Annotated in this window: 24 protein-coding genes; 16 read left to right on the top strand and 8 right to left on the bottom strand. The window is 70.1% G+C overall.

From position 1 onward, the window contains the following. Positions 1-20: 20 nt before the first annotated feature. The 3 genes from AB0B45_RS19070 to AB0B45_RS19080 are packed head-to-tail and all read right to left on the bottom strand — an operon-like array spanning position 21 to position 2,158. The gene (locus AB0B45_RS19070) at positions 21-761 is read right to left on the bottom strand and encodes an IclR family transcriptional regulator (protein WP_358132080.1); all 741 of its coding nucleotides are present in this window, start codon (positions 759-761) and stop codon (positions 21-23) included. 9 nt (positions 762-770) lie between these two features. Next, positions 771-1,406 (bottom strand): 3-oxoacid CoA-transferase subunit B, encoded by a 636-nt coding sequence (locus AB0B45_RS19075; protein WP_358132082.1) that lies wholly within the window; start codon positions 1,404-1,406, stop codon positions 771-773. Further along, the gene (locus AB0B45_RS19080; RefSeq protein WP_358132084.1) at positions 1,406-2,158 is read right to left on the bottom strand and encodes a CoA transferase subunit A; all 753 of its coding nucleotides are present in this window, start codon (positions 2,156-2,158) and stop codon (positions 1,406-1,408) included. The genes AB0B45_RS19075 and AB0B45_RS19080 overlap by 1 nt, the downstream gene beginning before the upstream one ends. A 99-nt stretch (positions 2,159-2,257) precedes the next feature. Between AB0B45_RS19080 and AB0B45_RS19085 the strand changes: the two genes are divergently transcribed. The 5 genes from AB0B45_RS19085 to AB0B45_RS19105 all read left to right on the top strand — a co-directional run bounded on the left by AB0B45_RS19085 (position 2,258) and on the right by AB0B45_RS19105 (position 7,354). After that, positions 2,258-3,088, top strand: a complete 831-nt coding sequence (locus tag AB0B45_RS19085; RefSeq protein ID WP_358132086.1) for a sulfotransferase — start codon at positions 2,258-2,260, stop codon at positions 3,086-3,088. Next, positions 3,085-4,227 (top strand): glycosyltransferase family 4 protein, encoded by a 1,143-nt coding sequence (locus AB0B45_RS19090; protein WP_358132088.1) that lies wholly within the window; start codon positions 3,085-3,087, stop codon positions 4,225-4,227. Before AB0B45_RS19085 ends, AB0B45_RS19090 begins: the two co-directional genes overlap by 4 nt. A 38-nt stretch (positions 4,228-4,265) precedes the next feature. Continuing rightward, complete coding sequence (locus tag AB0B45_RS19095) at positions 4,266-4,871, top strand: GH25 family lysozyme (protein WP_358132090.1); 606 nt, start codon at positions 4,266-4,268, stop codon at positions 4,869-4,871. Positions 4,872-4,914: 43 nt separating this feature from the next. Next, positions 4,915-6,888 (top strand): threonine--tRNA ligase, encoded by a 1,974-nt coding sequence (gene thrS / locus AB0B45_RS19100; protein ID WP_358132092.1) that lies wholly within the window; start codon positions 4,915-4,917, stop codon positions 6,886-6,888. Positions 6,889-6,964: 76 nt separating this feature from the next. Further along, a complete protein-coding gene (locus tag AB0B45_RS19105) occupies positions 6,965-7,354 on the top strand; it encodes a peptidase inhibitor family I36 protein (RefSeq protein WP_358132094.1) in 390 nt (129 codons plus the stop codon). Between the two features lie 67 nt (positions 7,355-7,421). Here AB0B45_RS19105 and AB0B45_RS19110 read toward each other — a convergent pair whose 3' ends face one another. Beyond that, a complete protein-coding gene (locus tag AB0B45_RS19110; protein ID WP_358132096.1) occupies positions 7,422-8,144 on the bottom strand; it encodes a PIG-L family deacetylase in 723 nt (240 codons plus the stop codon). 115 nt (positions 8,145-8,259) lie between these two features. On the opposite strand from AB0B45_RS19110, the gene AB0B45_RS19115 reads away from it, so the two are divergent. Next, positions 8,260-8,811, top strand: a complete 552-nt coding sequence (locus AB0B45_RS19115; RefSeq protein ID WP_358132098.1) for an HIT domain-containing protein — start codon at positions 8,260-8,262, stop codon at positions 8,809-8,811. A 30-nt stretch (positions 8,812-8,841) separates the two neighbouring features. On the opposite strand, the gene AB0B45_RS19120 is transcribed toward AB0B45_RS19115, so the two are convergent. From AB0B45_RS19120 to AB0B45_RS19135, 4 genes are all read right to left on the bottom strand, one after another. Continuing rightward, a complete protein-coding gene (locus tag AB0B45_RS19120) occupies positions 8,842-10,890 on the bottom strand; it encodes a hypothetical protein (protein ID WP_358132100.1) in 2,049 nt (682 codons plus the stop codon). A gap of 56 nt (positions 10,891-10,946) precedes the next feature. Further along, positions 10,947-11,135, bottom strand: a complete 189-nt coding sequence (locus tag AB0B45_RS19125) for a hypothetical protein (RefSeq protein ID WP_358132102.1) — start codon at positions 11,133-11,135, stop codon at positions 10,947-10,949. Between the two features lie 457 nt (positions 11,136-11,592). Further along, the gene (locus tag AB0B45_RS19130; RefSeq protein WP_358132104.1) at positions 11,593-13,146 is read right to left on the bottom strand and encodes a family 10 glycosylhydrolase; all 1,554 of its coding nucleotides are present in this window, start codon (positions 13,144-13,146) and stop codon (positions 11,593-11,595) included. Positions 13,147-13,257: 111 nt separating this feature from the next. Beyond that, positions 13,258-15,396, bottom strand: coding sequence for an elongation factor G-like protein EF-G2 (locus tag AB0B45_RS19135; RefSeq protein ID WP_358132106.1), 2,139 nt, complete (start codon positions 15,394-15,396; stop codon positions 13,258-13,260). A 173-nt stretch (positions 15,397-15,569) separates the two neighbouring features. Between AB0B45_RS19135 and pgsA the strand changes: the two genes are divergently transcribed. The 10 genes from pgsA to pdxT all read left to right on the top strand — a co-directional run bounded on the left by pgsA (position 15,570) and on the right by pdxT (position 24,951). Continuing rightward, complete coding sequence (gene pgsA / locus AB0B45_RS19140; protein WP_358132108.1) at positions 15,570-16,193, top strand: phosphatidylinositol phosphate synthase; 624 nt, start codon at positions 15,570-15,572, stop codon at positions 16,191-16,193. Next, the gene (locus AB0B45_RS19145) at positions 16,190-17,086 is read left to right on the top strand and encodes a phosphatidylinositol mannoside acyltransferase (RefSeq protein WP_358132110.1); all 897 of its coding nucleotides are present in this window, start codon (positions 16,190-16,192) and stop codon (positions 17,084-17,086) included. The genes pgsA and AB0B45_RS19145 overlap by 4 nt, the downstream gene beginning before the upstream one ends. Next, entirely contained in the window at positions 17,083-18,189 is a 1,107-nt protein-coding gene (locus AB0B45_RS19150; protein WP_358132112.1) for a glycosyltransferase family 4 protein, read from the top strand. Before AB0B45_RS19145 ends, AB0B45_RS19150 begins: the two co-directional genes overlap by 4 nt. Then, positions 18,186-18,728, top strand: coding sequence for a hypothetical protein (locus tag AB0B45_RS19155; RefSeq protein WP_358132114.1), 543 nt, complete (start codon positions 18,186-18,188; stop codon positions 18,726-18,728). The genes AB0B45_RS19150 and AB0B45_RS19155 overlap by 4 nt, the downstream gene beginning before the upstream one ends. 64 nt (positions 18,729-18,792) lie before the next feature. After that, complete coding sequence (locus AB0B45_RS19160; RefSeq protein WP_358132116.1) at positions 18,793-19,800, top strand: DUF3048 domain-containing protein; 1,008 nt, start codon at positions 18,793-18,795, stop codon at positions 19,798-19,800. 66 nt (positions 19,801-19,866) lie between these two features. Continuing rightward, positions 19,867-20,802 carry a pyridoxal 5'-phosphate synthase lyase subunit PdxS gene (gene pdxS / locus AB0B45_RS19165; protein ID WP_358132118.1) on the top strand — a complete coding sequence of 312 codons (936 nt, stop codon included), beginning with the start codon at positions 19,867-19,869 and terminating at the stop codon, positions 20,800-20,802. A gap of 543 nt (positions 20,803-21,345) precedes the next feature. After that, positions 21,346-23,091 (top strand): alkaline phosphatase D family protein, encoded by a 1,746-nt coding sequence (locus AB0B45_RS19170; protein WP_358132120.1) that lies wholly within the window; start codon positions 21,346-21,348, stop codon positions 23,089-23,091. A gap of 88 nt (positions 23,092-23,179) precedes the next feature. Further along, positions 23,180-23,551, top strand: a complete 372-nt coding sequence (locus AB0B45_RS19175; protein ID WP_358132122.1) for a hypothetical protein — start codon at positions 23,180-23,182, stop codon at positions 23,549-23,551. Between the two features lie 33 nt (positions 23,552-23,584). Further along, a complete protein-coding gene (locus AB0B45_RS19180) occupies positions 23,585-24,310 on the top strand; it encodes an endonuclease/exonuclease/phosphatase family protein (RefSeq protein ID WP_358132124.1) in 726 nt (241 codons plus the stop codon). A gap of 116 nt (positions 24,311-24,426) precedes the next feature. Beyond that, a complete protein-coding gene (gene pdxT / locus AB0B45_RS19185) occupies positions 24,427-24,951 on the top strand; it encodes a pyridoxal 5'-phosphate synthase glutaminase subunit PdxT (protein ID WP_358132225.1) in 525 nt (174 codons plus the stop codon).

A 24,951-nucleotide genomic window follows, 5' to 3' on the forward strand; every position in this document is an offset into this window, starting at 1 on the left:
CGGTCAGCGGAACCATTTCATCAGTAGTGGCCGCTGACGTCGCGCGAAAGCGCCCTCGCGCTCGTGACCAGGGTGGGCACGACCGACCTGAGGTCGGCACGCGGCCTGGTCACGATCGACAGCGCGGCGACCACCTCCCCGCCCGCGCCGCGGACCGGGGCCGCCACCGAGCAGGTGCCCAGCGTCATCTCCTCGCGCGTCACCGCCACGCCCGTCCTGCGCACCTCGGCGAGGGCGGCGCGCAGCCGGTCGGGGTCGGTCACCGTGTGCTTGGTCAGCGCGGGCAGACCGGCCGAGACGACCGCGTCCGTCACCTGCTCGGGCGCGAAGGCCAGCAGCACCCTGCCGACCCCCGTGGCGTGCAGCGGCAGCTCGCCGCCGACCCTGCTGACGATGGGCACCGAGGCGGGCCCGCGCAGCCGTTCGAGATAGAGCGCCTTCAGCCCGCGCCGCACGGCCAGCTGCACGTTGGCGCGCGTGACCTCGTACAGGTCCTCCATGTACGGCAGCGCCAGCTCGCGCAGATCCGCCGCGGCAGCCGCCTGCGTGCCGATCCGCCACAGCCTGATGCCGACCCGGTAGGCGCCGTCGGGCAACCGCTCGACGAAGCCGCCCCTGGCCAGCTCTCCCACCAGCCGGTGCCCGGTGGCCAGGGGCAGCTCCGCCCTGCGGCAGATCTCGGTCAGCGTCAGCCGTACCTCGCCCTGGGAGAAGGCGTCCAGGATCGCCATCACTTTTCCTGCGACGCTAACAGGCGGCATGTCCGGATATTAACCCTCGGTCAGCACCTCGGGCTCCGTGGCCGCGCGCACCTGCTCCACGCTCACGCCGGGCGCGGTCTCCACCAGCCTGAGCCCGTCGGGGGTCACGTCCAGCACGGCCAGATCGGTGATGATCCGGTGCACGCACGCCGCCCCCGTCAGCGGGAGCGAGCACTCCTTGACGATCTTGGGGGAGCCGTCGCGGGCGAGGTGCTCCATGACGACGATCACTCTGCGTGCGCCGTGGACGAGGTCCATCGCGCCGCCCATGCCCTTGATCATCTTGCCGGGCACCGACCAGTTGGCCAGGTCGCCGCGGGCCGAGACCTGCATCCCGCCGAGGATCGCGACGTCGATGTGGCCGCCGCGGATCATCCCGAACGACAGGGCGGAGTCGAAGAACGAGGCCCCCGGCAGGACGGTGACCGTCTCTTTGCCCGCGTTGATCAGATCGGGGTCGACCTCGTCCTCGAGCGGGTAGGGGCCCACGCCCAGCACGCCGTTCTCGGAATGGACGACGACGTCCACGCCGGGCGGGATGAAGGCGGGGATCAGCGTCGGCAGTCCGATGCCGAGGTTGACGTAGGTGCCGTCGGCGAGCTCGGCCGCCGCCCTGGCCGCGATCTGCTCCCTGGACCAGGCCATCAGGCGCGCACCGTCCTCTTCTCCACGTGCTTGTCGGCCGCCTGCTCAGGTGTCAGCGCGACCACCTTCTGCACGAACACACCGGGCAGATGCACCTCGTCGGGATCGAGCTCGCACAGCTCCTCGACCTCCGCGATCGTCACCCTGCCCGCCATCGCCGCCAGGGGGTTGAAGTTGCGCGCGCTCCTGTCGAAGGCCAGGTTGCCGTATGCGTCGCCCTTGGCCGCCCTGACCAGCGCGAAGTCCGTCGTGATCGATTCCTCCAGCACGTACGGCACGCCACCGAACTCCCGCACCTCCTTGGCAGGCGAGGCCACGGCCACGCTCCCGTCGGCGGCGTAGCGCCAGGGCAGCCCGCCCTCGGCCACCATCGTCCCGACGCCTGCGGGCGTGTAGAAGGCGGGGATCCCGCTGCCGCCCGCCCTGAGCCGCTCGGCCAGCGTCCCCTGCGGCACCAGCTCGACCTCGATCTCGCCGCTCAGGTAACGCCTGGCCAGCTCCTTGTTCTCGCCGATGTAGGAGCCCGTCGCCCGCACGATCCTGCCCGCCACCAGCAACAGCCCGAGCCCCCGCCCGTCGAGGCCGCAGTTGTTCGACACCACGTGGAGCCCGCCGGCGCCCTGCTCGTGCAGCGCCGCGATCAGCACGGACGGCACGCCGCACAGCCCGAAACCGCCCACGGCCAGCGACGACCCCTCGCTGATGCCGGCGACCGCCTCCGCCGCCGACCCGACCACCTTCCCGACCTTCATAGCGCTCACCGTTCCAGCCGACACCGACAACGCCACTGTGTCCTTCCGTTGAGCGGAAGCCCAGGCAATCCTCAGGAGGGCTTGTTAACGTCCCACCGCATGAACTGGATACGGAGGGTGAACACGACCTTCGGCAAGATGACGGGTTTCCAGCTCACCAGGCTGCCCGTCGCCGCCCCCGAGACCGAGGCGGACGTCAGGCCGCCCGCCGACCCGGCGGCCGACAGGTTGCTGCGCGAACCGGTCTTCCTCCTGTGCCCCGTCAGGTCGGGCTCCACGTTGCTGCGCGCCGTGCTCAACGCCCACTCCAAGATCCACGCCCCGCACGAGCTGCATGTGCGCAGGCTGACCGTCGGCTACGGCACGCCGCTGGCCGAGCGGGCCATGGACGCCCTCGGCCACAACAGGGCCGACCTGGAGCACCTGCTGTGGGACCGCGTCCTGCACAGGGAGCTCGACAGAAGCGGCAAGCAGATCATCGTCGACAAGACGCCGTCCAACGCGTTCGTCTTCCGGCGCATCGCCACCTGCTGGCCCGACGCCCGCTACGTGTTCCTGCTGCGTCACCCCGCCTCCATCGCCCGCTCCTGGCAGGAGAGCACTGGCCGCTCCGCCGACGACGCGGTCACCGACTCGCTGCGCTATATGAAGGCCGTCGACCGCGCGAGAAAGGCGCTGCCCGGGCTGACCGTGCGCTACGAGGACTTCACCGCCGACCCGGCGGGAAAGGCCGGCGAGATCTGCTCCTTCCTGGGCGTCGACTTCGAGCCGCGCATGCTGGAGTACGGCGACGCCCCATGGGTCAAGGGCCTCGGCGACTGGAGGGACAAGATCCGCACGGGCACGGTCCAGCGGGGCCGCCCCCTGCCCGCGGCGGAGGAGGTGCCCGCCCCGCTGAGGGAGCTCACCGGCCGCTGGGGCTACCCATGAAGATCCGCTACCTCCTCCTCCACGCCTACGGCACGGGCGGCACCATCCGCACTGTCCTCACCCAGGCGGAATGGATGGCGGCGGCCGGCCACGAGGTCGAGGTGGTCACCGCCGTCAGGCGGCGCACCAGCCCCGGCTTCACCTTCCCCGAGGGCGTGAAGGTGCGCACCCTGGTCGACCAGCGTGCCGGCGTGCGACCTCCGCAACTGCACGCCAGGGCCCTGCGCAGGCTCCGCGGACACGTCGTGCCGCGCGGCGAGCCCGCGGCCGGCTACTTCACCCCCGAGGTGGAGGCGGCCGTCGCCGCGTGGCTGCGCGGACTGGACGGCGGGATCCTCGTCACCACCAGGCCCGCCCTCAACCTGCTGGCCGTACGGCACGCCTCGGGCCGGGTGCGCATGATCGCCCAGGAGCACATGAACCTCGCCACCCACCGGCCCGCCGTGCAGAAGGCCATCAGACGCGGCTACGGCAGGTTCGACGCGGTCACCGTGCTCACCGAGACCGACAGGTCCCACTACACGAGGGTCATGCCCGACGCGAGGATCATCCGCATCCCCAACGCCGTCCACCCCATGGAGCGCGAGCCCGCCGACCACGCCGCCACCAGCGTGATCGCGGCGGGCAGGCTGGTCCCTCAGAAGGGTTTCGACCTGCTCATCCCCGCCTTCGTGAAAGCCACCCACGACCGCCAGGACTGGCGGCTGCGCCTCTACGGCACCGGCCCCAAGCGGGCCGAACTAGCAGGGCTGGCCGAGCTCGCCCCGTCCAGGGTCGCGCTGATGGGCCGCACCGACGTCTTCCACCGCGAGCTGGCCGCCTCCTCCCTCTACGTGCTCAGCTCCAGGTTCGAGGGCCTGCCCATGGTCATGATCGAGGCCATGGCCCACGGGCTGCCCGTCGTCGCCTTCGACTGTCCGACAGGGCCGGGAGAGGTCATCACGCACGACGTCGACGGCGTGCTGGTGCCGCCGCAGGACGTCGAGGCGCTGGCCGAGGCGATCGCCGGGCTGATCGACGACGAGCCGCGGCGCAGGCGGCTCGGGGCGCAGGCCGTACGGACCGTGCGGGCCTATTCGACAGGGGTGGTTGCCCCGATGTGGCTCGAACTGTTCAATGACCTGCAGACGGCGCGGTGAGGGGCCGACCGAAAGTCCCCTTCCTAGACTCCGGCAAGGTGAAGCGCGTGCTACACGGCATAGACGTGTCCAACTGGCAGGGAACGGTCGACTGGGGAGGTCACGCCGACAGCGGAGTCGCCTTCGGCTTCGCCAAGGCGTCAGAGGGCGTTGCGTGGGTCGACAAGTGGTTCGACCGCAACTGGCAGCTCATGCGCGAGCACTGGATGGTGTGCGGCGCCTACCACTTCGCCAAGCCCAAGGGCGACCCTGGCGAGCAGGCCCGGCACTTCCTGCGCACCGTCAGGAACGCGGGCGGGCTGCGCAGGGGCGACCTGGTGGCGCTCGACCTGGAGTCGGACGACGGGCTGCCGCCCGACCAGGTGGCCAGGTTCGCGCGGCGCTGGTGCAGGCACATCGAGAAGCACACGGGCATGCGGCCCTTCATCTACACCTTCCAGTGGTTCGCCAACGAGGGCAACTGCGCGGGACTCGGTGAGTACCCGCTCTGGATCGCCTCGCCAGGCAAGGCCAAGGGCAGCCCCGTCGTGCCCAGGCCATGGCGCGACTGGACCATCCACCAGTACGCCAACAGCCCTCTCGACCGCAACGTCTTCCACGGCAGCAGGGAGGACCTGACCAGGCTGGGCTACGACCCGCGATAGCATCGGTGTTCATCATCGAAACCGTGCTATCCAAGGAGTCACCGTGTCAGCCGAGCTGCATATCACCCTCGCCGGAGCCGAGCGTGTGGTCGCGGCCGGCACGACGTACGGCGAGGCGCTCGAGGCCGACGGCCGCACCGTCATCGCCGCCCGCGTCGGCGGCGAGCTTCGCGACCTGGCCTCCCCCGTCCGCGAAGGCGACGTGGTCGAGCCCGTCCAGATCAGCAGCGAGGATGGCCGTGCGATCCTGCGCCACTCCACCGCCCACGTCATGGCCCAGGCCGTGCAGGAGCTGTTCCCCGAGGCCAAGCTGGGCATCGGCCCGCCCGTCGACAACGGCTTCTACTACGACTTCGACGTCGAGCAGGCCTTCCACCCCGACGACATCAAGCGCATCGAGAAGCGGATGCGCGAGATCGTCAAGCAGGGGCAGACGTTCGCGCGCCGCGAGGTGTCCGACGACGACGCGCGCGCCGAGCTGGCGGCCGAGCCGTACAAGCTGGAGCTGATCGGCCTCAAGGGCGGCGCCGCCTCGGCCGCCGAGGACGGCGCCAATGTCGAGGTCGGCGAGGGCCAGCTGACCATCTACGACAACCTCGACCCCAAGAGCGGCGAGCTGTGCTGGAAGGACCTGTGCAGGGGCCCGCACCTGCCCTCGACCAGGGTCATTCCGGCCTTCAAGCTCATGCGCACCGGCGGCGCCTACTGGCGCGGCAGCGAGAAGAACCCGCAGCTGCAGCGCATCTACGGCACCGCGTGGGAGAGCCGCGAGAAGCAGGAGGAGTACCTCCACCTGCTGGAGGAGGCCGAGAAGCGCGACCACCGCAAGCTGGGCGCCGAGCTCGACCTGTTCTCCTTCCCCGACGAGCTCGGCTCTGGCCTGCCGGTCTTCCACCCCAAGGGCGGCATCATCCGCAGGGAAATGGAGAACTACTCCAGGCGCAGGCACGAGGACGCCGGCTACTCCTTCGTCAACACGCCCCACATCACCAAGGGGCACCTGTACGAGATCTCCGGCCACCTCGACTGGTACAAGGACGGCATGTTCCCTCCGATGGAGGTCGAGGGCGCCGACTACTACCTCAAGCCGATGAACTGCCCGATGCACAACCTGATCTTCGGGGCTCGCGGCAGGTCCTACCGCGAGCTGCCGCTGCGGCTGTTCGAGTTCGGCACCGTCTACCGCTACGAGAAGTCGGGCGTGGTCCACGGCCTGACCAGGGTCCGCGGCCTCACCCAGGACGACGCCCACATCTACTGCACCCACGAGCAGATGAAGGACGAGCTGGCGGGCGCGCTGCGCTTCACGCTCAGCCTGCTGCGCGACTACGGCCTCGAGGACTTCTACCTCGAGCTGTCCACCAAGGACCCGGACAAGTACGTCGGCGCCGACGAGGCGTGGGAGGAGGCCACCCGCACGCTGCGCGAGGTGGCCGAGGCCGAGAACCTCGAGCTGGTCCTCGACCCGGGTGGCGCCGCCTTCTACGGCCCGAAGATCTCCGTGCAGACCCGTGACGCGATCGGCCGTTCGTGGCAGATGTCGACCATTCAGCTCGACTTCAACCTGCCTGAGCTCTTCGAGCTGGAGTACCAGGCGGCCGACGGCTCCCGTCAGCGGCCCGTCATGATCCACCGGGCGCTGTTCGGGTCCATCGAGCGTTTCTTCGGCGTCCTGGTCGAGCACTACGCGGGCGCCTTCCCTCCGTGGCTGGCCCCGGTGCAGGTCGTCGGCATCCCGATCGCCGACGCGCACGCGCCGTACCTGCTCGACGTCGCCAAGAAGCTGCGCGAACGCGGCATCAGGGTCGAGGTCGACACCGCAGACGACCGCATGCAGAAGAAGATCCGCAACGCGCAGAAGTCGAAGGTGCCCTTCATGCTGCTGGCCGGTGACGACGACATCGCCAACGGCGCGGTGTCGTTCCGCTACCGCAACGGCGAGCAGAAGAACGGCGTGCCCGTCGAGGAGGCCGTCGCCGAGATCGTCAACGCCGTGGAGCGCCGCGTCCAGGTCTGAGTAGGGACCTACTCATGCGGGTGCGCCCCCGCCGGGAGATCCTCCTCGGGAAGCGATTCCAGGGGAGGAAACATCCATGCGACTCACTCGCTTACTGGTGGCCGGCGGCCTCGGCCTCGCCGTCCTCACCGCGGTGACCGGTGCCGCGCAGGCTTCGAGCACGGCGGCATCGAAGTGGAAGTGCTCGAACGGGAGCGTCTGCCTGTACGACAAGCCCAACGGGGCGACGCAGTTCTGGCAGGAGGACGAGTGCGGCATCCACGGCCTCGGAACGGGCTTCCTGGGCAAGGCCAGCTCGGTCAGGAACAGGACGGGAACGACCGTGACGCTGTTCACGGTGTTCCACGCCAACGGGGGACCGAACACGCTCGCTGAGGAGATCGTCTCCGTCGAGGACGGCGACAAGGTCAACCTCGAGGACGACGAGGACAACGCGACCGCGCTGGTCTACATCCCGTGCGACTGACGCATCCACGCATGCCCCCTGCCGCCGCGCGGCAGGGGGCATCGCCCTTTCGGCGCACGTACGGCTTTCAGCGCTCGTACAGCCGGAAGGTGACCGCGGGACGTCCGCCGAACCGGTCGGCGGCCTGCGTGGCCACCCCTTCGAGGAAACTCCTGCAGTACGCCTCGGGATCCTCGTCGGTCAGCGCCTCGATGTAGGCGCGGTGCTCCAGGAGCGAGCGCACGCCGTGCTCCAGCGTGCCGGTGACGTCCACCGCGTGGGTGGGGTCGTCGGCCCCCGCCACGGCCACCCAGCGCACCCCGTTCCACGGCCCGGGACCGTCGCCACGGAAGATCCACTGGTTGCCCGCGTCGGCGGCGGCGTCGAGCACCGCCCTGCCGACCGCCTGGTGGTCAGGGGTGTTCCAGTACCTCCCGCCCCACGTGTCACCGAAGTGCAGGGTGATCAGCAGCTCGGGACGGTGCCGGCGGATCGCCGCTGCCAGGTCACGCCGCAGCCTGACGCCGTACTCGATGACCCCGTCCTCATGGTCGAGGAACTCCACCTCGCTCACGCCGACCACGGCCGCCGACGCGCGCTGCTCCCGCTCGCGCAGCGGCCCCGCCTTGGCCGGTTCGACGGTGTCGATGCCCGCCTCGCCGCGCGTCACGAGAAGGTAGGCCACCTCGCGGCCCTCCGCGGTCCACTTGGCGACGGCGGAGGCGCAGCCGTACTCCAGGTCGTCGGGATGGGCGACGATCGCCAGGGCGCGCCGCCAGTCCTCGGGCATGGGATCGAGCTGCTCGGTCATCGGTTCCTCCAGGTTCGCCATCGGGTACGGCCAGCGTAACGATCCACATCGCGGTGAGGGCGCTCGGGAAGGACTGCCCGTCTGCCCGGTGAGCCATGGTCATATGCTGCAGGACATGCAGGAGAGCGAACCGATGGAGCAGGGCGGGGCGGGATCGCCGGACAACTTCCAGCGGCTGTGGACGCCGCACCGGATGGCTTACATCAAGGGGGAGAACAAGCCGACCGGGGAAGGAGCGGGCGACGGCTGCCCGTTCTGCGAGATCCCGAAGATGAGTGACGAGGAAGGCCTGATCGTCGCCAGGGGCGAGACCGTGTTCGCGGTGCTCAACCTCTACCCCTACAACTCGGGTCACCTGATGGTCTGCCCCTACAGGCACGTCTCCGACTACGACGAGCTGAAGGACGAGGAGATGACCGAGCTCGGCGACTTCACCAGGCGGGCGCTGCGGGCGCTGCGCCAGGCCGGCGGCGCCCAGGGCTTCAACGTCGGCATGAACCTTGGCCACGTCGCGGGCGCCGGCATCGCCGCTCACCTGCACCAGCACGTCGTGCCCAGGTGGGGCGGCGACACGAACTTCATGCCCGTCGTGGCCAGGACCAAGGTCCTGCCCCAGCTGTTGCGCGACACCAGGAAGATGCTGGCCGACGCCTGGCCGGCCACCTGACGCCGCCCGGTCAGGGGAGTGCCCTCGCGGTCACACCTTGGCCAGGGGGCGTTCCTCGGTGGTGGTCTCTCCCGGCAGGGCGGCGATGCCCGCCGACAGCACCAGGGGGATCGCCAGGGCCAGGGCCATGGACAGGACCGCGGCGCCCGAGTCGTTGACCAGGGTGCCGACCACGCCGCTGACGAGCGTGCCGATGAGGCCCGCCTTCAGCGCGGGGGAGTACTCGAAGGCGGCGGGCAGCACGCCCGCCGTCGCCTGGCCTGGGCGCATGATCGCGTAGACGAGGAACGCGACGGCGGCGATCACCACGGGCATCAGCGTGGGGCTGAGCAGCGTGCTGAGCATCGCCACCAGCTTGCGGACGATCACGTCGATCGCCTCGCCGCTGATCACCTGGCCGACGAACCTGCCCAGGTGCGACTGCTCGGCCGCGGGCCGCAGGTAGTTGGCGATCGCGAAGCCCATCACGACGACGCCGCCCGCCACGCAGAACGCGCCCAGCTTCCACAGCGAGATCCGCTTGCCAAGGATCAGCAGCGCGGTCACCGCGATGCCGGGGACGAACGCGATCACCCCACCGAAGTCGCTGCCCATGCCCGAGCCGCCCAGCACCATCGCGAACGTGCCGAGCACTGCCACGACCGCCGCGCCCCACGGCCGCGACAGCCGGTGCGCGATCACCGTGGAGCTCAGCAGCGTGCCGGTGGCGAGCAGGGCGAACGGGATGTTGCCCAGGCCGTAGTAGCGGGCGCCCTGCTCGGCGCTGAAGCCCATGAAGCTGTTGAGCTGCAGGGTGGTGCCGGTCAGCAGGTCTCCTGCGAGCGTGAGCGCCGTGACGCCCGCGACCACCGCCAGCGGGCCGAGCGGGCTGCGCCGCCACGGTCCCGCGAACGCGGCGACGGTGAGGACGACCAGCCAGGCCAGCATGCCGCCGAACAGCTCCAGGTGCGTCGACCACGGCAACAGGTTGACCAGGATCGAGGTGATGGGGATCGCCGCCAGCGTCACCGCCGCCAGCCGTACCCAGGAAAGGCCCTTGCGGCGGCGCAGCATCAGGAACGCGACGATGTAGAACAGCACCTGCAGCACGGCGAGGGCGATGAAGTAGTAGCCCTTCACCGAGCGCATGGTCTGGGCGGTCTGGTCGGCCTCCGCCATCCGCTCGAACGTCGCGCCAGGCCCGTTGACCTGCATGACCTGCCCGACGACGCTGTCGGGTACGGCGAGGCCCAGCCTGGTCAGCACGGTCGTGGTCACGTCCGGCAGGATCGAGATGTCGTCGCGGCGGGTCGAGGCCGCGCCGAGCTCGTGCCCCTGCGCCCCCTGCTGCCGCAGCGCGGCCACCCGCAGGTGCGGCACCGAGCCGTGGTCGGACATGCCCGTCAGCAGGACGGTGGTGTCCTGTGGCAGGACGGCCAGCAGCGCGCCCGCCTTGGCGTCGGCCAGGCGCAGCGCCGCCCGCCTGTCCTGGACCGACAGCTTCTCCGCGACGCGGGGGAGCTTGCCGTCGTCGGAGATATAGGGCCTGATGAGGTCGTCGACGTCCATGGCGACGAGGCGGCAGCGCTCCAGCTCCTCCGCCTTCACCTGGATGGGCGAGGTGTGGTAGGTGGCGACCGCGCCCTTGCTGTCGGCCAGCCCGAGGGCCGCGCCGGGACCGATGGCGATCGCGCACTGCCCGGCCTTGGCCAGCGTATCGCCCAGCAGGCCCGCGTAGCGCTGCTCGGCCACCTCGTGCAGGTAGTCGTAGTCGGGGATGACCGCGCCGCGCCCCCGCTGCTCCGGCATCGGCGGCGCGCCGCACCGGTAGCCGGAGGCCGAGCGGATGCCCGCCGAGACCGTCAGCCAGCCGTCGTAGGGGCAGGTGATGTTGCCGACCGTGCGGACCGACATCGAGCCGATGGCGCTGCCGCCCGCCAGTTCCCAGAGGTTGGGGGTGTCGGCCTGGGACAGGTCGGTCCAGTGCAGGCCGGAGACACCGATGAGGGCGACCCGCTCCTTCTCCGACGCGTGCGCGGGGGCCCAGCCCAGCAGCATCTGGCTGACCAGTACGGCCAGCACCAGCAGGGTCCGCCTCACGCACGACCTCCCAAGTCTTGACATCGTCGGAGGCACGCTACACCGGGTCGTCGCCGTCAGGTGACGCGCTTCATGTAGCAGCGCGAGTTCGGGACCAGGTGGTAGGGCGGGTAGACGGGGATGGGCGTGTACCCCTCGCGCTCGTACACCCGCACCGCGTCGGGCTGCCTGTCGCCCGTCTGCAGCACCACCCGTTCGGCACCCAGCCGTGCCGCGGCGGCTTCCGCGGCCTCCAGCAGGGCCACGGCCACCCGTTGCCGCGATGGCCAGGGGCGACGTACATGCGTTTGATCTCCAGGTCGGCGCCGAGCCTGCGCAGGGCCACGTGTCCGACGGGGACGCCGTCGGCGGTGAGCGCCACGCCGGTGTAGACGACGCTCTCCGGCGAGACGGAGAACCCCTCGGGGAAGTCGAAGGCCCTCATGTCCGAGTAGCGCTCGCTCATCTCCTCGGACATCGCCGCGCGCAGCCCCTCGGCGGCGGGGTCGTCCCATGCGACACTCTCGACGTTCACACACGTCAGCCTATGCTGGCGCGCACGGCCACCAGGGTGCCGCCCCCTCGCGGGGGCGAAGCCGCGCGAGGCCGGAGCGCGATCGGGGTCGCCGTGGCGGCGGCCCGCCACGCGCGCCCGGGGAGCGTCCCCTTGAAGGGATGGCTCGCGGTGACCGGAGGCGCGTGGCCCGGCGTGCCGTAAAGGGATCAGGTGGGGACGACGGTCACGTCGGCGGGCTTGCTCTCCCGCGTGAGCGGGTCCAGGGCCGTGACCAGGTACGTGCCAGGAGCCTGGGCGGTGTAGGAGGAGCCGGTGACGATCGCGATCAGGTTGCGCGCGTCGGTCGCCTGGCAGCTCTGGCCCGAGGCCGGCACCTTGTAGACGGCGTAGGAGCGGGCGCCGGGCACCGCCGTCCACCTCAGCACCGAGCCTGAGACCTTCAGCCCCGACGGCTTGGCCGGTGCGCTGCCGCCGTCGGGCAGCGGCAGCAGGGCGGGCCGCGAGTAGTGGTCCTTGACCAGGCGGTCCATGACCTTGAGCGGGTTGGCCTCCAGGTTCTTGGCGCTGAAGTAGACGTCGCCGTCGATCTCCTCGAACCTGCGGTTGAGCGTCAGGTGCGCGGGCACCTCGCCGGGCTTGGTCCAGGTGGGCACGTCCCTCGCGCCGACCCGGTAGAGGCCCTGCCCGATGTACAGGCGCACGTCCGTGCCCTTGACCTCGTTGGCCCACCACGGCGCCAGCACCTTGTAGTCGGCCGCCTGGAAGCCGCGCGGCCAGTAGAGCTGCGGGATCAGGTAGTCGACGGTCCCCGCCTTGATCCACGCCCTGGCGTCGGCGTAGATCGCGTCGTAGGCGGACATGCCGGAGGTCGCCGAGCCGGTCGGGTCCTGGGCCTTGTTGCGCCAGATGCCGAACGGGCTGATGCCGAACTTCACGTCCTTCTTGGTGTCGTGGACGGCCTTGTGCACCTGGGCGACGAGCTTGTTGACGTTGCCGCGGCGCCAGTCGGCGAGCTTGGCGCCGTCGCCGTACTTCCTGAACGCGGCGGCGTCGTCGAACGTGCCCCCGGGCCCCGGGTAGGGGTAGAAGTAGTCGTCGAAGTGGACGCCGTCGACGTCGTAGCGCTTGACGACGTCGGTGACGACCTTCACCACGTGGTCGCGCACCTGGGGGAGGCCGGGGTTGTAGTAGACCAGGTCGCCGTACCTCACCAGCCAGTCGGGGTGCTGCCTGGCGGGGTGGCCGGCGGGCAGCCTGCCCAGGTTGGCGTCGTAGGCGGCCCTGTACGGGTTGAACCAGGCGTGGAACTCGAGGCCGCGCTTGTGCGCCTCGGCGGTCAGGAACGGCAGCGGGTCCCAGCCGGGGTCCTTGCCAGGAGTGCCGGTGAGGTACTGCGACCACGGCTCGTACGGCGACTTGTACAGCGCGTCGGAGGCCGGCCGCACCTGCACGAACACCGCGTTGAGATTGCGCCTGACCGCGTTGTCGAGAATCCTGACGTACTCGGCCCGCTGCTTGGCGGGGCTGATGCCCGTCGCCGAGGGCCAGTCGATGTTCTTGACCGTGGCGATCCAGACGCCGCGCAGCTGGCGCTTGGGGTATCTGGCGTCGGCGACGCACTTCTCAGCCGGCTTGGCTGCGGTCTTGGCCTTCGTCCTCGGAGCCGCGGCCTCTGCACCCGGGCCTCCGAAGGAGTAGGCGGCGGCAGTGGCGGCGATGGCGACAGCGGCGGCGGCAAGAAGAGGTCGTCCTGTACGCATAGTCCCTCAGTGTGACATCGCCACCGGGGTGCTTCGACCAAAAAACGAAATGGATTTGTGATCCTAGTGTGACTCGGGGGGAGGACGTTACCCTCCCCCCAACGAGGGGCGTCAGTCCTCGGCTGTCACCTTGTCGGTCAGGTGCGAGGGGAGAGGTTCGTAGCGCAGGAACGTGCGCTGGAACGTCCCCGTCCCGTGCGACATGGACCGCAGGTCGATCGCGTAGCGGGTGATCTCCAGTTGCGGCACCTCCGCCTTCACCAGCGTCCGCCCCGTGCCCACCGGCTCGGTGCCGAGCACGCGGCCCCTGCGCGAGGACAGGTCGGACATGACCGAGCCGACGTAGTCGTCGGCCACCAGCACCGCGATCTCGTCGACCGGTTCGAGCAGCAGCGTCGACACCTTCGACGCCGCCTCCTTCAGCGCCAGCGAGCCGGCGATCTGGAAGGCCATGTCGGAGGAGTCGACCGAGTGGGCCTTGCCGTCGTAGAGCGTGACCCGCACGTCGACCATCGGGTACCCGGCCAGCACACCCCGCTCCATCTGGGTGCGCACGCCCTTCTCCACCGACGGGATGAACTGCCTGGGCACCACGCCGCCGACGATCTTGTCGACGAACTCGAAACCCCCGCCGGAAGGCAGGGGCTCGACCTCGAGGTGGCAGATCGCGTACTGGCCGTGGCCGCCGGTCTGCTTGACGTTGCGGCCCATGGCCTGGCACCTGCCGCCGAAGGTCTCGCGCAGCGGCACCCGCAGGTTGACCCGTTCGACCTCGACGCCGTGGCGCTTGGCCAGCCGGTCGAGCAGGACGTCGGTGTGCGCCTCGCCCATGCACCACAGCACCAGCTGCCGCGTCTCGGCGTTGTTCTCCAGACGCAGCGTCGGGTCCTCGGCCACCAGCCGGGCGAGGCCCTGCGACAGTTTGTCCTCGTCGGCCTTCGACTTGGCCCTGATCGCCACGGGCAGCAGCGGCTCGGGCATGCTCCACGCGGTCATGAGCAGCGGCTGCTCGGGATCCGACAGCGTGTCGCCCGTCTCGGCCCTCGACAGCTTGGCCACCGCGACGATGTCGCCCGCCATGCCCTTGGCGATGGTGCGCTGCTGCTTGCCCAGCGGGCTGGTCAACGTGCCGATGCGCTCGTCGACGTCGTGGTCCTCGTGCCCGCGGTCGGACAGGCCGTGTCCCGAGACGTGCACGGTCATGTCGGGGCGCAGCGTCCCCGCGAAGACGCGGACCAGGCTGATGCGGCCCACGTAGGGGTCGCTGGTCGTCTTGACCACCTCGGCCACCAGCGGTCCGTCAGGGTCGCACGCCTTGACCCGCACGGGCTGGCCGTCGGGGGTGGTGATCTCGGGCAGCGGGTGCTCGAGCGGCGAGGGGAAGCCCTGGGTGATGACCTCGAGCAGCTCCTGCGCGCCCACGCCGACGCCGCTGGCGAGCACGGGGTAGAAGTTGCCGCGCGCGACCGCCTTCTCCAGGTCGTCGACGAGCACCTTGGCGTCGATCGCCTCCCCGGACAGGTACCTGTCCATGAGCGACTCGTCTTCGCTCTCCTGGATGATGCCCTCGATCAGGCTGCCGCGGTACTCCTCGATCCGCGACTCGTACTCCGCGCCGGGCTCCTTCTCCGTACGGTCACCCGTCGCGTAGTTGTAGAACTTCTGCGACAGGAGTCCGATCAGCCCGGCCACGTGACCGTTGGTCACCACCGGGAGATAGAGCGGCGCGACGCCGTCGCCGAAGACCTCCTGGCACTCCGCCAGGACCTGGTCGAAATCCGCCCGCTGGTGGTCGATCTTGGTGATCACCACGGCGCGGGGCATGCCGACCTGCGCGCACTCCTCCCACAGCATCTGGGTCAGCCCGTCGATGCCGTCCGTCGCCGCGACCACGAACAGCGCGGCGTCGGCGGCGCGCAGCCCCGCCCGCAGGTCGCCGACGAAGTCGGCGTAGCCTGGGGTGTCCAGAAGATTGATCTTGATTCCGTTGTGGACCATGGGTGCGACCGACAGGTTCACCGAGCGCTGCTGGCGCACCTCCACCTCGTCGAAGTCGCTGACCGTGCTGCCGTCCTCCACACGTCCCGTGCGCTGGATGGCGCCCGTGGCCGCGAGCAACTGCTCGACCAGGGTGGTCTTGCCCGCTCCCGAGTGGCCGACCAGTACGACGTTGCGTATCGCGTCCGCCCTGTCGGCCGCTGGTGCCCTGCCCGCGGCTCCTATGGTCGCGCCGTGGTGCTTCTCAGCCACATCGCCTCCGCTTCCGTGGGACGGAGCTCGCAGGTACGGCGCGCGCCGCCCAAATCGTCGTTCGGTTCAGCGCCACGCCCAGCGGAGTCACCGCAAGGACGCGGTTAGTTCACCAAATACCCGTGTGGCGAATATCACAAGGGGGGCGAGGCAAAGAACTGGTGGCGGCCTCGATGGCCTACGATCAGAGCGCGATGCTCAAACTCCTGCGCCCGGCTATGACCCGGATACTCACCCCGCTGGGCAGGGCACTCGTCCGCCGCGGGATAGGCCCGAACGCCGTCACCGCGATCGGCACGGCCGGCACCGTCGTGTGCGCCCTGGTGTTCTTCCCCATGGGCCAGCTGTGGTGGGGCTCGGTGGCGATCACCGTGTTCGTGCTGTTCGACCTGCTCGACGGCGTCGTGGCCAGGATGGGCGGGGGCGGCGGCAGCACGTGGGGCGCCTTCCTCGACTCCACGCTCGACAGGGTGGCCGACGCGGCAATCTTCTCCGGCCTGATCGTCCACTTCTTCGTCGAACGAGACCTGCTGTTGGCGGGGGTCGCGCTGTTCTGCCTGGTGGCGGGCACTCTGGTGTCCTACGTCAAGGCCAGGGCCGAGGGGCTCGGCGCCAGCTGCGACGTCGGCCTCGCCGAGCGGCCCGAGCGGCTGGTCGTGGGTCTCGTGGCCGCGGGCTTCTCCGGCCTCGGCGTGCCGTACATCCTGCCCTTCGGCCTGTGGCTGCTGGCGGCGGCCAGCGCGATCACCGTCGTGCAGCGGGTCGTCCACGTCCATCGCCAGATTGGAGCGCGATGACCTCCCTTCAGGAACGCGCCGTGGCCGCGGCGTTCACGGCGGGCTGGACGCTGCTGCCGCACCTGCCGGAGCGGCTGACCGCGGCCGCCTTCACCCTCGTGGCCGACAGGGCGTGGCGCAGGAGGGGCAAGAGCGTGCGCCGCCTGGAGCACAACCTGGCCAGGGTGACGGGGCTGGCCGAGGACGGCGCCGAGCTGCGCGCGCTCAGCCGCGCGGGCATGCGTTCCTACCTGCGCTACTTCCACGAGGTCTTCAGGCTGCCCACGATGCGCAGCGAGGACGTCGTGCGGCGCACCCACGTCACGGGCGACGAGCACATCTGGAACACCGTGGGGGAGGGGCGCGGCGTCGTCCTCGCACTGCCCCACATGGGCAACTGGGACCAGGCGGGCGCCTGGCTGATCGGCAGCGGGCACCGCTTCACCACCGTGGCCGAGCGGCTCAAGCCCGAGTCGCTGTTCCGCCGCTACGTCGCCTTCCGCGAGGGGCTGGGCATGGAGGTGCTGCCGCTCACCGGCGGCGACGGGCACAACTTCGGCACGCTGGCCCAGCGCGTGCGCAAGGGCGGCATCGTCTGCCTGCCCGCCGAGCGCGACCTGACCAAGAACGGCGTCAAGGTGGAGTTCTTCGGCGCCACCACCCAGGTGCCCGTGGGGCCCGCGCTGCTGGCCGTCAAGACGGGCGCCGCGCTGCTGCCCGCCACGCTGTGGTTCGAGGGCGCCGACTGGGGCCTGCGCATCCACGAGGAGGTCAAGGTGCCCGCCCACGGCACCATCCAGGAGCGCACGGCCGCGGTGGCGCAGAGCCTGGTGACGGTCTTCGAGAAGGGCATCGCCGAGCACCCCGAAGACTGGCACATGCTCCAGCGCCTCTGGCTCGAGGACCTGACGTGAACGTCGGCATCGTCTGTCCCTACTCCTGGGACGTGCCGGGCGGCGTCAAGCAGCACATCGACGACCTGGCGCAGGCGCTGATGGCCCAGGGGCACAGGGTGTCGGTGATCGCGCCCGCCGAGGAGGACGCCGAGCTGCCGCCGTACGTGACCGGGACCGGCAGGGCGCTGCCCGTGCCGTACAACGGGTCGGTGGCGCGGATGTCGTTCGGCTTCCTGTCCGCGGCCAGGGTGCGGCGGTGGATCCGCGAGGGCGGCTTCGACGTGCTCCACATCCACGAGCCACTGGTGCCGAGCCTGGGCGTGCTGGCCTGCTGGGCGGCCAAGGGCCCGATCGTGGCCACCTTCCACGCCTCCTTCAACCGCTCGCGCGCCATCGCGATCGCCGAGCCGATGCTGCGCAGCGCGCTGGAGAAGCTCAGCGGACGCATCGCCGTCTCCGACGCGGCCCGCAAGAGCCTGGTCGAGCAGTTCGGCGGCGACAGCGTGCTGATCCCCAACGGGGTGACCGTCAGCCGCTACACCGAGGCGGAGCCGCTTCCCGGCTGGGGCCCCGACGGGCGCACGCTCGGCTTCCTCGGCAGGATGGACGAGCCGCGCAAGGGCCTGCCCGTCCTCCTCGAGGCGCTGGAGCAGGTGCCCGACGCCAAGCTGCTCGTCGCGGGCCCCGGCGAGGTGAAGATCCCCAAGTCCATCCGCGACCGCGTCATGCTGCTCGGCATGGTCAGCGAGCAGGACAAGATCCGCGCCTACCACTCCGTCGACGTCTTCGTCGCGCCCAACACCGGCGGCGAGAGCTTCGGCATCGTGCTGGCCGAGGCCATGTCCGCCGGAGCCACCGTGCTGGCCAGCGACATCCCCGCCTTTCGCAGGGTGCTCGGCGACGGGCAGGCGGGCGCGCTGTTCCCCAACGGCGACGCCGCCGCGCTGGCCCGCGAGGCCCGCGCCCTCCTCGACGACCCCGCACGCAGGGCCAAGCTCGCCGACGAGGCGCTCGTCGCGGTGCGCAAGTACGACTGGTCCACGGTCGCCCGCGACGTCGTGCGCGTCTACGAGACCGTCACGGCCGCCGCAGGACAGGTCGAGGAGGACACGCTCGCATGAGCACCACCATCATCGTCCTGATCGTGGGCATCGTCATGGTGCTCGCCGCCGTCTACGTCTCCTGGCGGGCCGGCCGTCTCGACCGGCTGCACATCAGGCTCGAGCTGGCTCGCGAGGCCCTCGACGTCGCCCTGGTACGGCGGGCCGCCGTCGTCCTCGAACTGGCCGGGTCCCGCCTGCTCGACCCCGCCACCTCCCTGGTCCTCGCCGCGGCCGCCCACGAGGCCCGTACGGCCGGCCCCGACGAGCGTGAGCACGCCGAGAGCGACCTGTCCAGGGCGCTGCGCGCGGCCATCGACCAGGACAGGTTCAGGGAACGGCTCAGCGAGTCGCTCGGCGGCCGCGCGCTGCTGGAGGAGCTCGACGCCGCCGTCGCCAAGGTCGTCTACGCCCGCCGCTTCTTCAACAACGCGGTCGGCGTCACCCGCACCGCCCAGCACCGCTGGCTCGCCCGCACGCTTCGTCTGGCCGGGCGCACCGAGTTTCCCGAATTCTTTGAGATCGATGACAATCCGCCGGAGACTATGGCAACCGAATGACCCAATTTGGGAGAGCCCGGTAAGCTTCCTTCCGTTTTCGTGGCCAAGCGGAGGAGTTGAGCTGGTGCGGGTAGCCCGAACGATCGCGGTGACGCTGGCGGTGCTCGCTCCAGTCGCGGCCTGCTCGAGCGGAGGCGGCGCGGCTTCGCCGTCGAAGGCGCCCCAGGCGGCCCCGGTGAGTTCCTCCCCGACGCCCGAGGCGAAGGGGCATCCGTTCACGGGCCTGCCGTACGAGGAGCTCAAGCCCGTCCTCGCCGTGAAGATCGAGAACACCGCGGCGGGCAAGCCGCAGCTCGGGCTCAAGAGCGCGGACATCGTCTACATCGAGCAGGTCGAGGCTGGACTGACCCGCCTGATGGCCGTCTTCTCCTCGAAGGTGCCCGCCAAGGTGGGCCCGGTCCGCAGCGCGCGCATCTCCGACCTGCACATCACCCCGCAGTTCGGCAAGCCCGCCTTCGCCTACTCCGGCGTGCAATCCAAGATGCTGCCGTTCATGGCGGAGGCGTCGCTGTTCGACGTCGGCGACACCCGCAACCCTGGCGCGTTCTTCCGCCAGCCGGGACGCTTCGCCCCCTACAACCTGTTCGCCAACACCAAGCAGCTGCTGTCCAAGGCGCCCAAGGCGACCGAGGCGAAGGACATCGGCTTCACCTTCGGCGACGCCCCCGCTGACGGCGGCGTGCCGAAGAAGTCGTGGACCGTCAAGTGGCCCGCCGCCCGCTTCACCTTCTCCTGGTCGGAGGAGAAGAAGCAGTGGCTGATCGCGCAGGACGGCAAGAAGGACATGGCGGCGGAGGGCGGCCAGCTCGGCGCGCCCACGATCGTCATCCAGTACACCAAGACCGAGCGCTCGCAGTTCCACGACAAGAACCAGAGCTACACCCCGCTGGTCCACTCCGTCGGCAAGGGCACGGCGATCGTGCTGCGGGACGGCAAGGCCTACAAGGCCAAGTGGTCGAGGGAATCGGAGAAAGAAGGCACGACGTTCACCACTGAGAGTGGCGAGCCGATGAACTTCACGCCTGGTCAGGTGTGGGTCGCTCTCGCCAGCCGCAAGCCAGTCATTCCTTAACGTACAAAATCCGCCCACGACCCTGACATGGTGGTGTGTCCGGGCGTGGGGTGTTAAGGACCTACGATGGGCTTGAGAACTTACCGACCTGCCGTTGTGAGGAAGACCGTGTCTACCAGCCCCGTCACCGGAACCGCGCGCGTCAAGCGCGGCATGGCCGAGATGCTCAAGGGCGGCGTCATCATGGACGTCGTCACCGCCGAGCAGGCGAAGATCGCCGAGGACGCCGGGGCGGTCGCCGTCATGGCCCTGGAGCGCGTGCCCGCCGACATCCGCGCGCAGGGCGGCGTCTCCAGGATGAGCGACCCCGACATGATCGACGGCATCATCAACGCCGTCTCCATCCCCGTCATGGCCAAGGCCCGCATCGGGCACTTCGTCGAGGCGCGGGTCCTGCAGTCGCTGGGCGTCGACTACATCGACGAGTCGGAGGTCCTGACCCCGGCCGACTACGCCAACCACATCGACAAGTTCCAGTTCACCGTGCCGTTCGTGTGCGGCGCGACGAACCTGGGCGAGGCGCTGCGCCGCATCACCGAGGGCGCCGCCATGATCCGCTCCAAGGGTGAGGCGGGCACGGGCGACGTCTCCAACGCCGTCACCCACATGCGGACCATCAGGGGCGAGCTCAAGCGCCTCACCTCGCTGCCCGAGGACGAGCTGTACGTCGCGGCCAAGGAGCTGCAGGCGCCGTACGAGCTGGTCGCCGAGGTCGCCAAGACCGGCAAGCTGCCCGTGGTGCTGTTCACCGCCGGCGGCATCGCGACCCCGGCGGACGCGGCGATGATGATGCAGCTCGGCGCCGAGGGCGTGTTCGTCGGCTCCGGCATCTTCAAGTCGGGCGACCCGGCCAAGCGGGCGGCGGCGATCGTGAAGGCCACCACCTTCCACGACGACCCCGACGTGATCGCCAAGGTGTCGCGCGGCCTGGGCGAGGCGATGGTCGGCATCAACGTCGACGAGATCCCGCAGCCGCACCGCCTGGCCGAGCGCGGCTGGTAGGTCTTCTCCCGAGACAGCGGCATCCCCTAGGGGGTGCCGCTTTCTCATGCCCGCACCCACCCTCTTCGCCCCGTCACCCCGTCACCCCGTCACCCCGACCTCCCGACCTCCCGGCCCCCCGTCACCCGCCGACCCCGCCTCCCGCCCCCCGCCTCGGGGCCTCTCGTGCTCCTGCCCCCCGCCTCCAGGCCCCTCGTTCGGGTCCCTCGTCCGGGTCCCGCGTCCACTCGGCCTCCGCCTGACGATGTCCGGCCTTTCGGCCAACACGCACGCTGCCGACGTCCCGTCTTCCGGCTCGTGGCCAGCGCGTCGTCTGCCTTCCCGCGTCTCCCGTGCGCGCCCTTTCGCTTCTCCGTGAGCACGCTCCACACAGGACCTCGACCCCGAGCCTCCGGGGAGCCCCGCTGAGAGCGGCCGAGGGGAGGTTGGGCGTTTTTCCGCGCAGGACCGGCCCGAAGCGGCTCGCGGAGGAAATTTCCGTGAATAGAGCGGCTGCTGGTAAAAAGCGCCATTTGTGTGACAGGCGATGTTAACCACCGGGTCATGATCTTCAGCAAGGCTACGGGCGTCCCGCACCTGATCGCCTTGGGAGCACCCGTGTCCAAGCTCAACCGCCGCTCCTTCCTCGTCACCGGGTTAGCCGCAGGCGCCACCGCCGCGCTCCCCGCCACCGCCTCCGCCGACCCGGGCCCCGCCGCCGACCCCGCCGCGGAGAGCGCCGCGACCCTCGCCTCGCGCGGCCTCAGAACCGACCCGTTCACGCTGGGCGTCGCCTCTGGCGACCCGGACCACAGCGGGTTCGTCATCTGGACCCGCCTGGCCCAGCAGCCGCTCGCCGAGGACGGCATGGGCGGGATGCCGTCGCGTCCCTTCCTCGTCCTGTGGCAGGTCTACGCCGACGAGCAATGCCGCCGCGTCGTCCGCGCCGGTGTCGCGACGGCCGTCCCCGAATGGGGTCACAGCGTCCACGTGGAGGTGGACCACCTGCCTTCCGGCAGGGAGTACTGGTACCGCTTCCGGGTCGGCCCCTACGTCTCGCCCGTCGGCCGCGCCCTCACCGCTCCGCACCCCCTGGCGTACGGCGGGGCGCTGTCCATGGCGTTCGTCTCCTGCGCGCAGTACGAGCACGGGTACTTCACCAGCTACCGCCGCCTGGCCGAGGAGCACCCGGACCTCGTCCTGCACCTGGGCGACTACCAGTACGAGTACACCAAGGACACCTACACCATCCCCGGCGGCAACGTCCGCGACCACGAGGGCCCCGAGACCGAGACCCTCGCCAACTACCGGCAGCGCCACGCCCAGTACAAGGCCGACGCCGACCTGCAGGCCGCCCACGCCGCCGCGCCGTGGCTGGTCGTGTGGGACGACCACGAGGTCGACAACAACTGGGCCGACGAGATCCCGGAGAAGCCGGAGGTGCCGCAGCCGAACTTCCTGCAGCGCCGCGAGGCCGCCTTCCGCGCGTACTACGAGAACATGCCGCTGCGTCGTACCTCCATCCCCAGGGGTATCGACATGCAGCTCTACCGGCGGATTCGCTGGGGGCGCATGGCCACCTTCCACATGCTGGACACCCGGCAGTACCGAGACGACCAGGGCTGTGGCGACGGCTACAGGGACTGCCCCGCCGCGGTGGACCCCGCGCGCTCGATCACCGGCGCGGCGCAGGAGCAGTGGCTGATCGACGGCTTCCACCACTCGCGGGCGCAGTGGGACATCATCGGGCAGCAGGTCTTCTTCGCCCAGCGCGACAACAACGCGGGGCCCGTGAAGGTCACCAGCATGGACGCGTGGGACGGCTACGTGGCCTCCCGCCAGCGAATCACCCAGGGCTGGGTCGACGCGAAGGTGCGCAACCCCGTCGTGCTGACCGGCGACGTGCACGCGCACTGGGCCAGCGACCTGAAGCTCAACTACGACGACCCGACCGGGCCCTCCGTGGGCGCCGAGCTGGTGGCCACGTCGATCAGCACCGGCGGCGACGGGGCGGACTCCGACCCGGCCACGCACCCGTTCCTGAAGATCAACCCGCATCTGAAGTTCTACAACAACCAGCGCGGCTACGTGCTGACGAAGATCGAGCGGGAGCAGATGGCCGCCGACTTCAGGGTCGTGCCGCAGGTGCAGGCTCCCGGGTCCGGCGTGCACACCAGGGCGACGTTCGTGGTGGAGGACCGGGTGCCCGGGGTGCAGCAGACGTACCTGCGCCCGGTCGACCCGTCGATCATGGCGGTGCCCGAGATGACCGTCGAGGACACGGTCCGCCTGGAGACCGAGCGCCCGTAGCGCGAACTTTCCGGCGAGGAGAACCCCGGCCACAGGGAAGCGACCCGTGGCCGGGGTTCTTCGGCTCCGCGCCCCAGAATCTCCTCCGGTGCTGGCCCTGCTCGCCGTCCTCCAGATCGGCATCGCGCTGTCGGGCCACGTGGGGATCATCGTTTTCACGGTCCTGTCGGGCATCCCGATCGGCATCAGCAACACCGTCTTCACCGAGGCCGCTATGGAGGTCTCCGACGCGCCGAGGCCCGTCGCCTCCGCCGGCTACAACTTCGTCCGCTGGATGGGCGGGGCGCTCGCGCCGTTCATCGCCACCAAGCTCGGCGAGGAGGCCGGCGTGGCCGTGCCGTACACGGTGGGCGCGATCTGCTGCCTGGCCGGCATCGCCATCCTGTACGGCAGGCGGCACCACCTGCGCTCCCTGGCTCGCGTGGACGTGGACCACACCTTCCAGGAAGTGGTTGCATAACTGTTCATGCTGGATCAAGCCATCATCACGGTGATGACGTGGAACGTGTGCACGGGCACCAACGCGGCCTGCGAGCTGTACCGCAGAAGCGCCCAGGAGCTGGCGTGGCACATCGGCGACCACCTCCTCGGCGACCCGGACGTGATCTTCCTGCAGGAGTTCTGCACCGGCGCCACGGGCACGCTCGAGCAGTGGCTCGAATGGCGGACGGGCAGGAGCTGGACCGTCAGGTCATGGGGCCTGACGACCGCGGAGGGCAGGCCGTACGCGTGCCATCCCGACAGGAGCGGCCGTCCGCGCGGCGCGCAGAGCGTCACGGTGGCGGTCGCCGACCACGCGGCCGACTTCGAGACCGTGCCGCTGACCTCCCCGCCCTGGTTCGCCGGGCGCGCCGCCCTGTGCGCGACGATTCCCGCCGTCAAGGTGCGAGCCTGCGGCACCCACCTGTCGTCCGGTATGGCCAACGACGACGCGCAGCGCGGCGCGCCGTACCGGCACAGGCAGGTCAGGCAGCTGATGGCGGCCGCGCCCAAGGCGGGCCACACCAGCGTCTTCGGCGGTGATCTGAACCTCACGCCCGGCAGGGTCGCCGCCTACGGCTCCTACGACGAGTGCGATCCGCGCATGCGGTGGACCTACGTGAAGAAGCGCAAGATCGACTATCTCTTCGTGCCGAAGGGCCGGGTGCTGCGGTGCTGGGTCGACCGGAAGGCCAGGGGTTCCGACCATCTGCCGATGGCCGTCAGGGTGGCCCTGTAGGAAGAGCACGGGCCACCCTGGTGTTGAATCAGGGGAACCCGGACCACGAAGGAAGGACGACCGTGCCCAAGATCGGTGTACTCGCACTCCAGGGAGACGTGCGCGAGCACGTCCAGATGCTGGAGGAGGCGGGCGCCAAGGCGATGGCCGTGCGCAGGCCCGCCGAGCTCGAGGCCGTCGACGGGCTGGTCATCCCCGGCGGGGAGTCCACCGCGATGTGGAAGCTCGCCGAGATTTTCGAAATGCTCGAGCCGCTGCGGCTGCGCGTCAAGGAGGGCATGCCCGCCTACGGCTCGTGCGCCGGAATGATCATGCTGGCCGACCGGATCCAGGACGGGATCGACGGGCAGCAGACGATCGGCGGCATCGACATGGTCGTCAGGCGCAACGCCTTCGGCCGCCAGGTCGACTCCTTCGAGTCGGACCTGTCCTTCGCCGGCACCCCCGTGCACGCCGTCTTCATCCGCGCCCCATGGGTGGAATCGGTGGGTTCTGACGTCGAGGTGCTGGCGACCGCGCCCCCTGGGGATAGGATCGTCGCGGTCCGCCAGGGACCGTTGCTCGCGACATCGTTCCACCCGGAGCTGACCGGGGACACTCGCGTGCACGAATATTTCGTAAACATGGTGAGGGAGCTCTAG

The organism is Nonomuraea sp. NPDC049152 (genome assembly GCF_040648355.1).
GTDB lineage: Bacteria > Actinomycetota > Actinomycetes > Streptosporangiales > Streptosporangiaceae > Nonomuraea.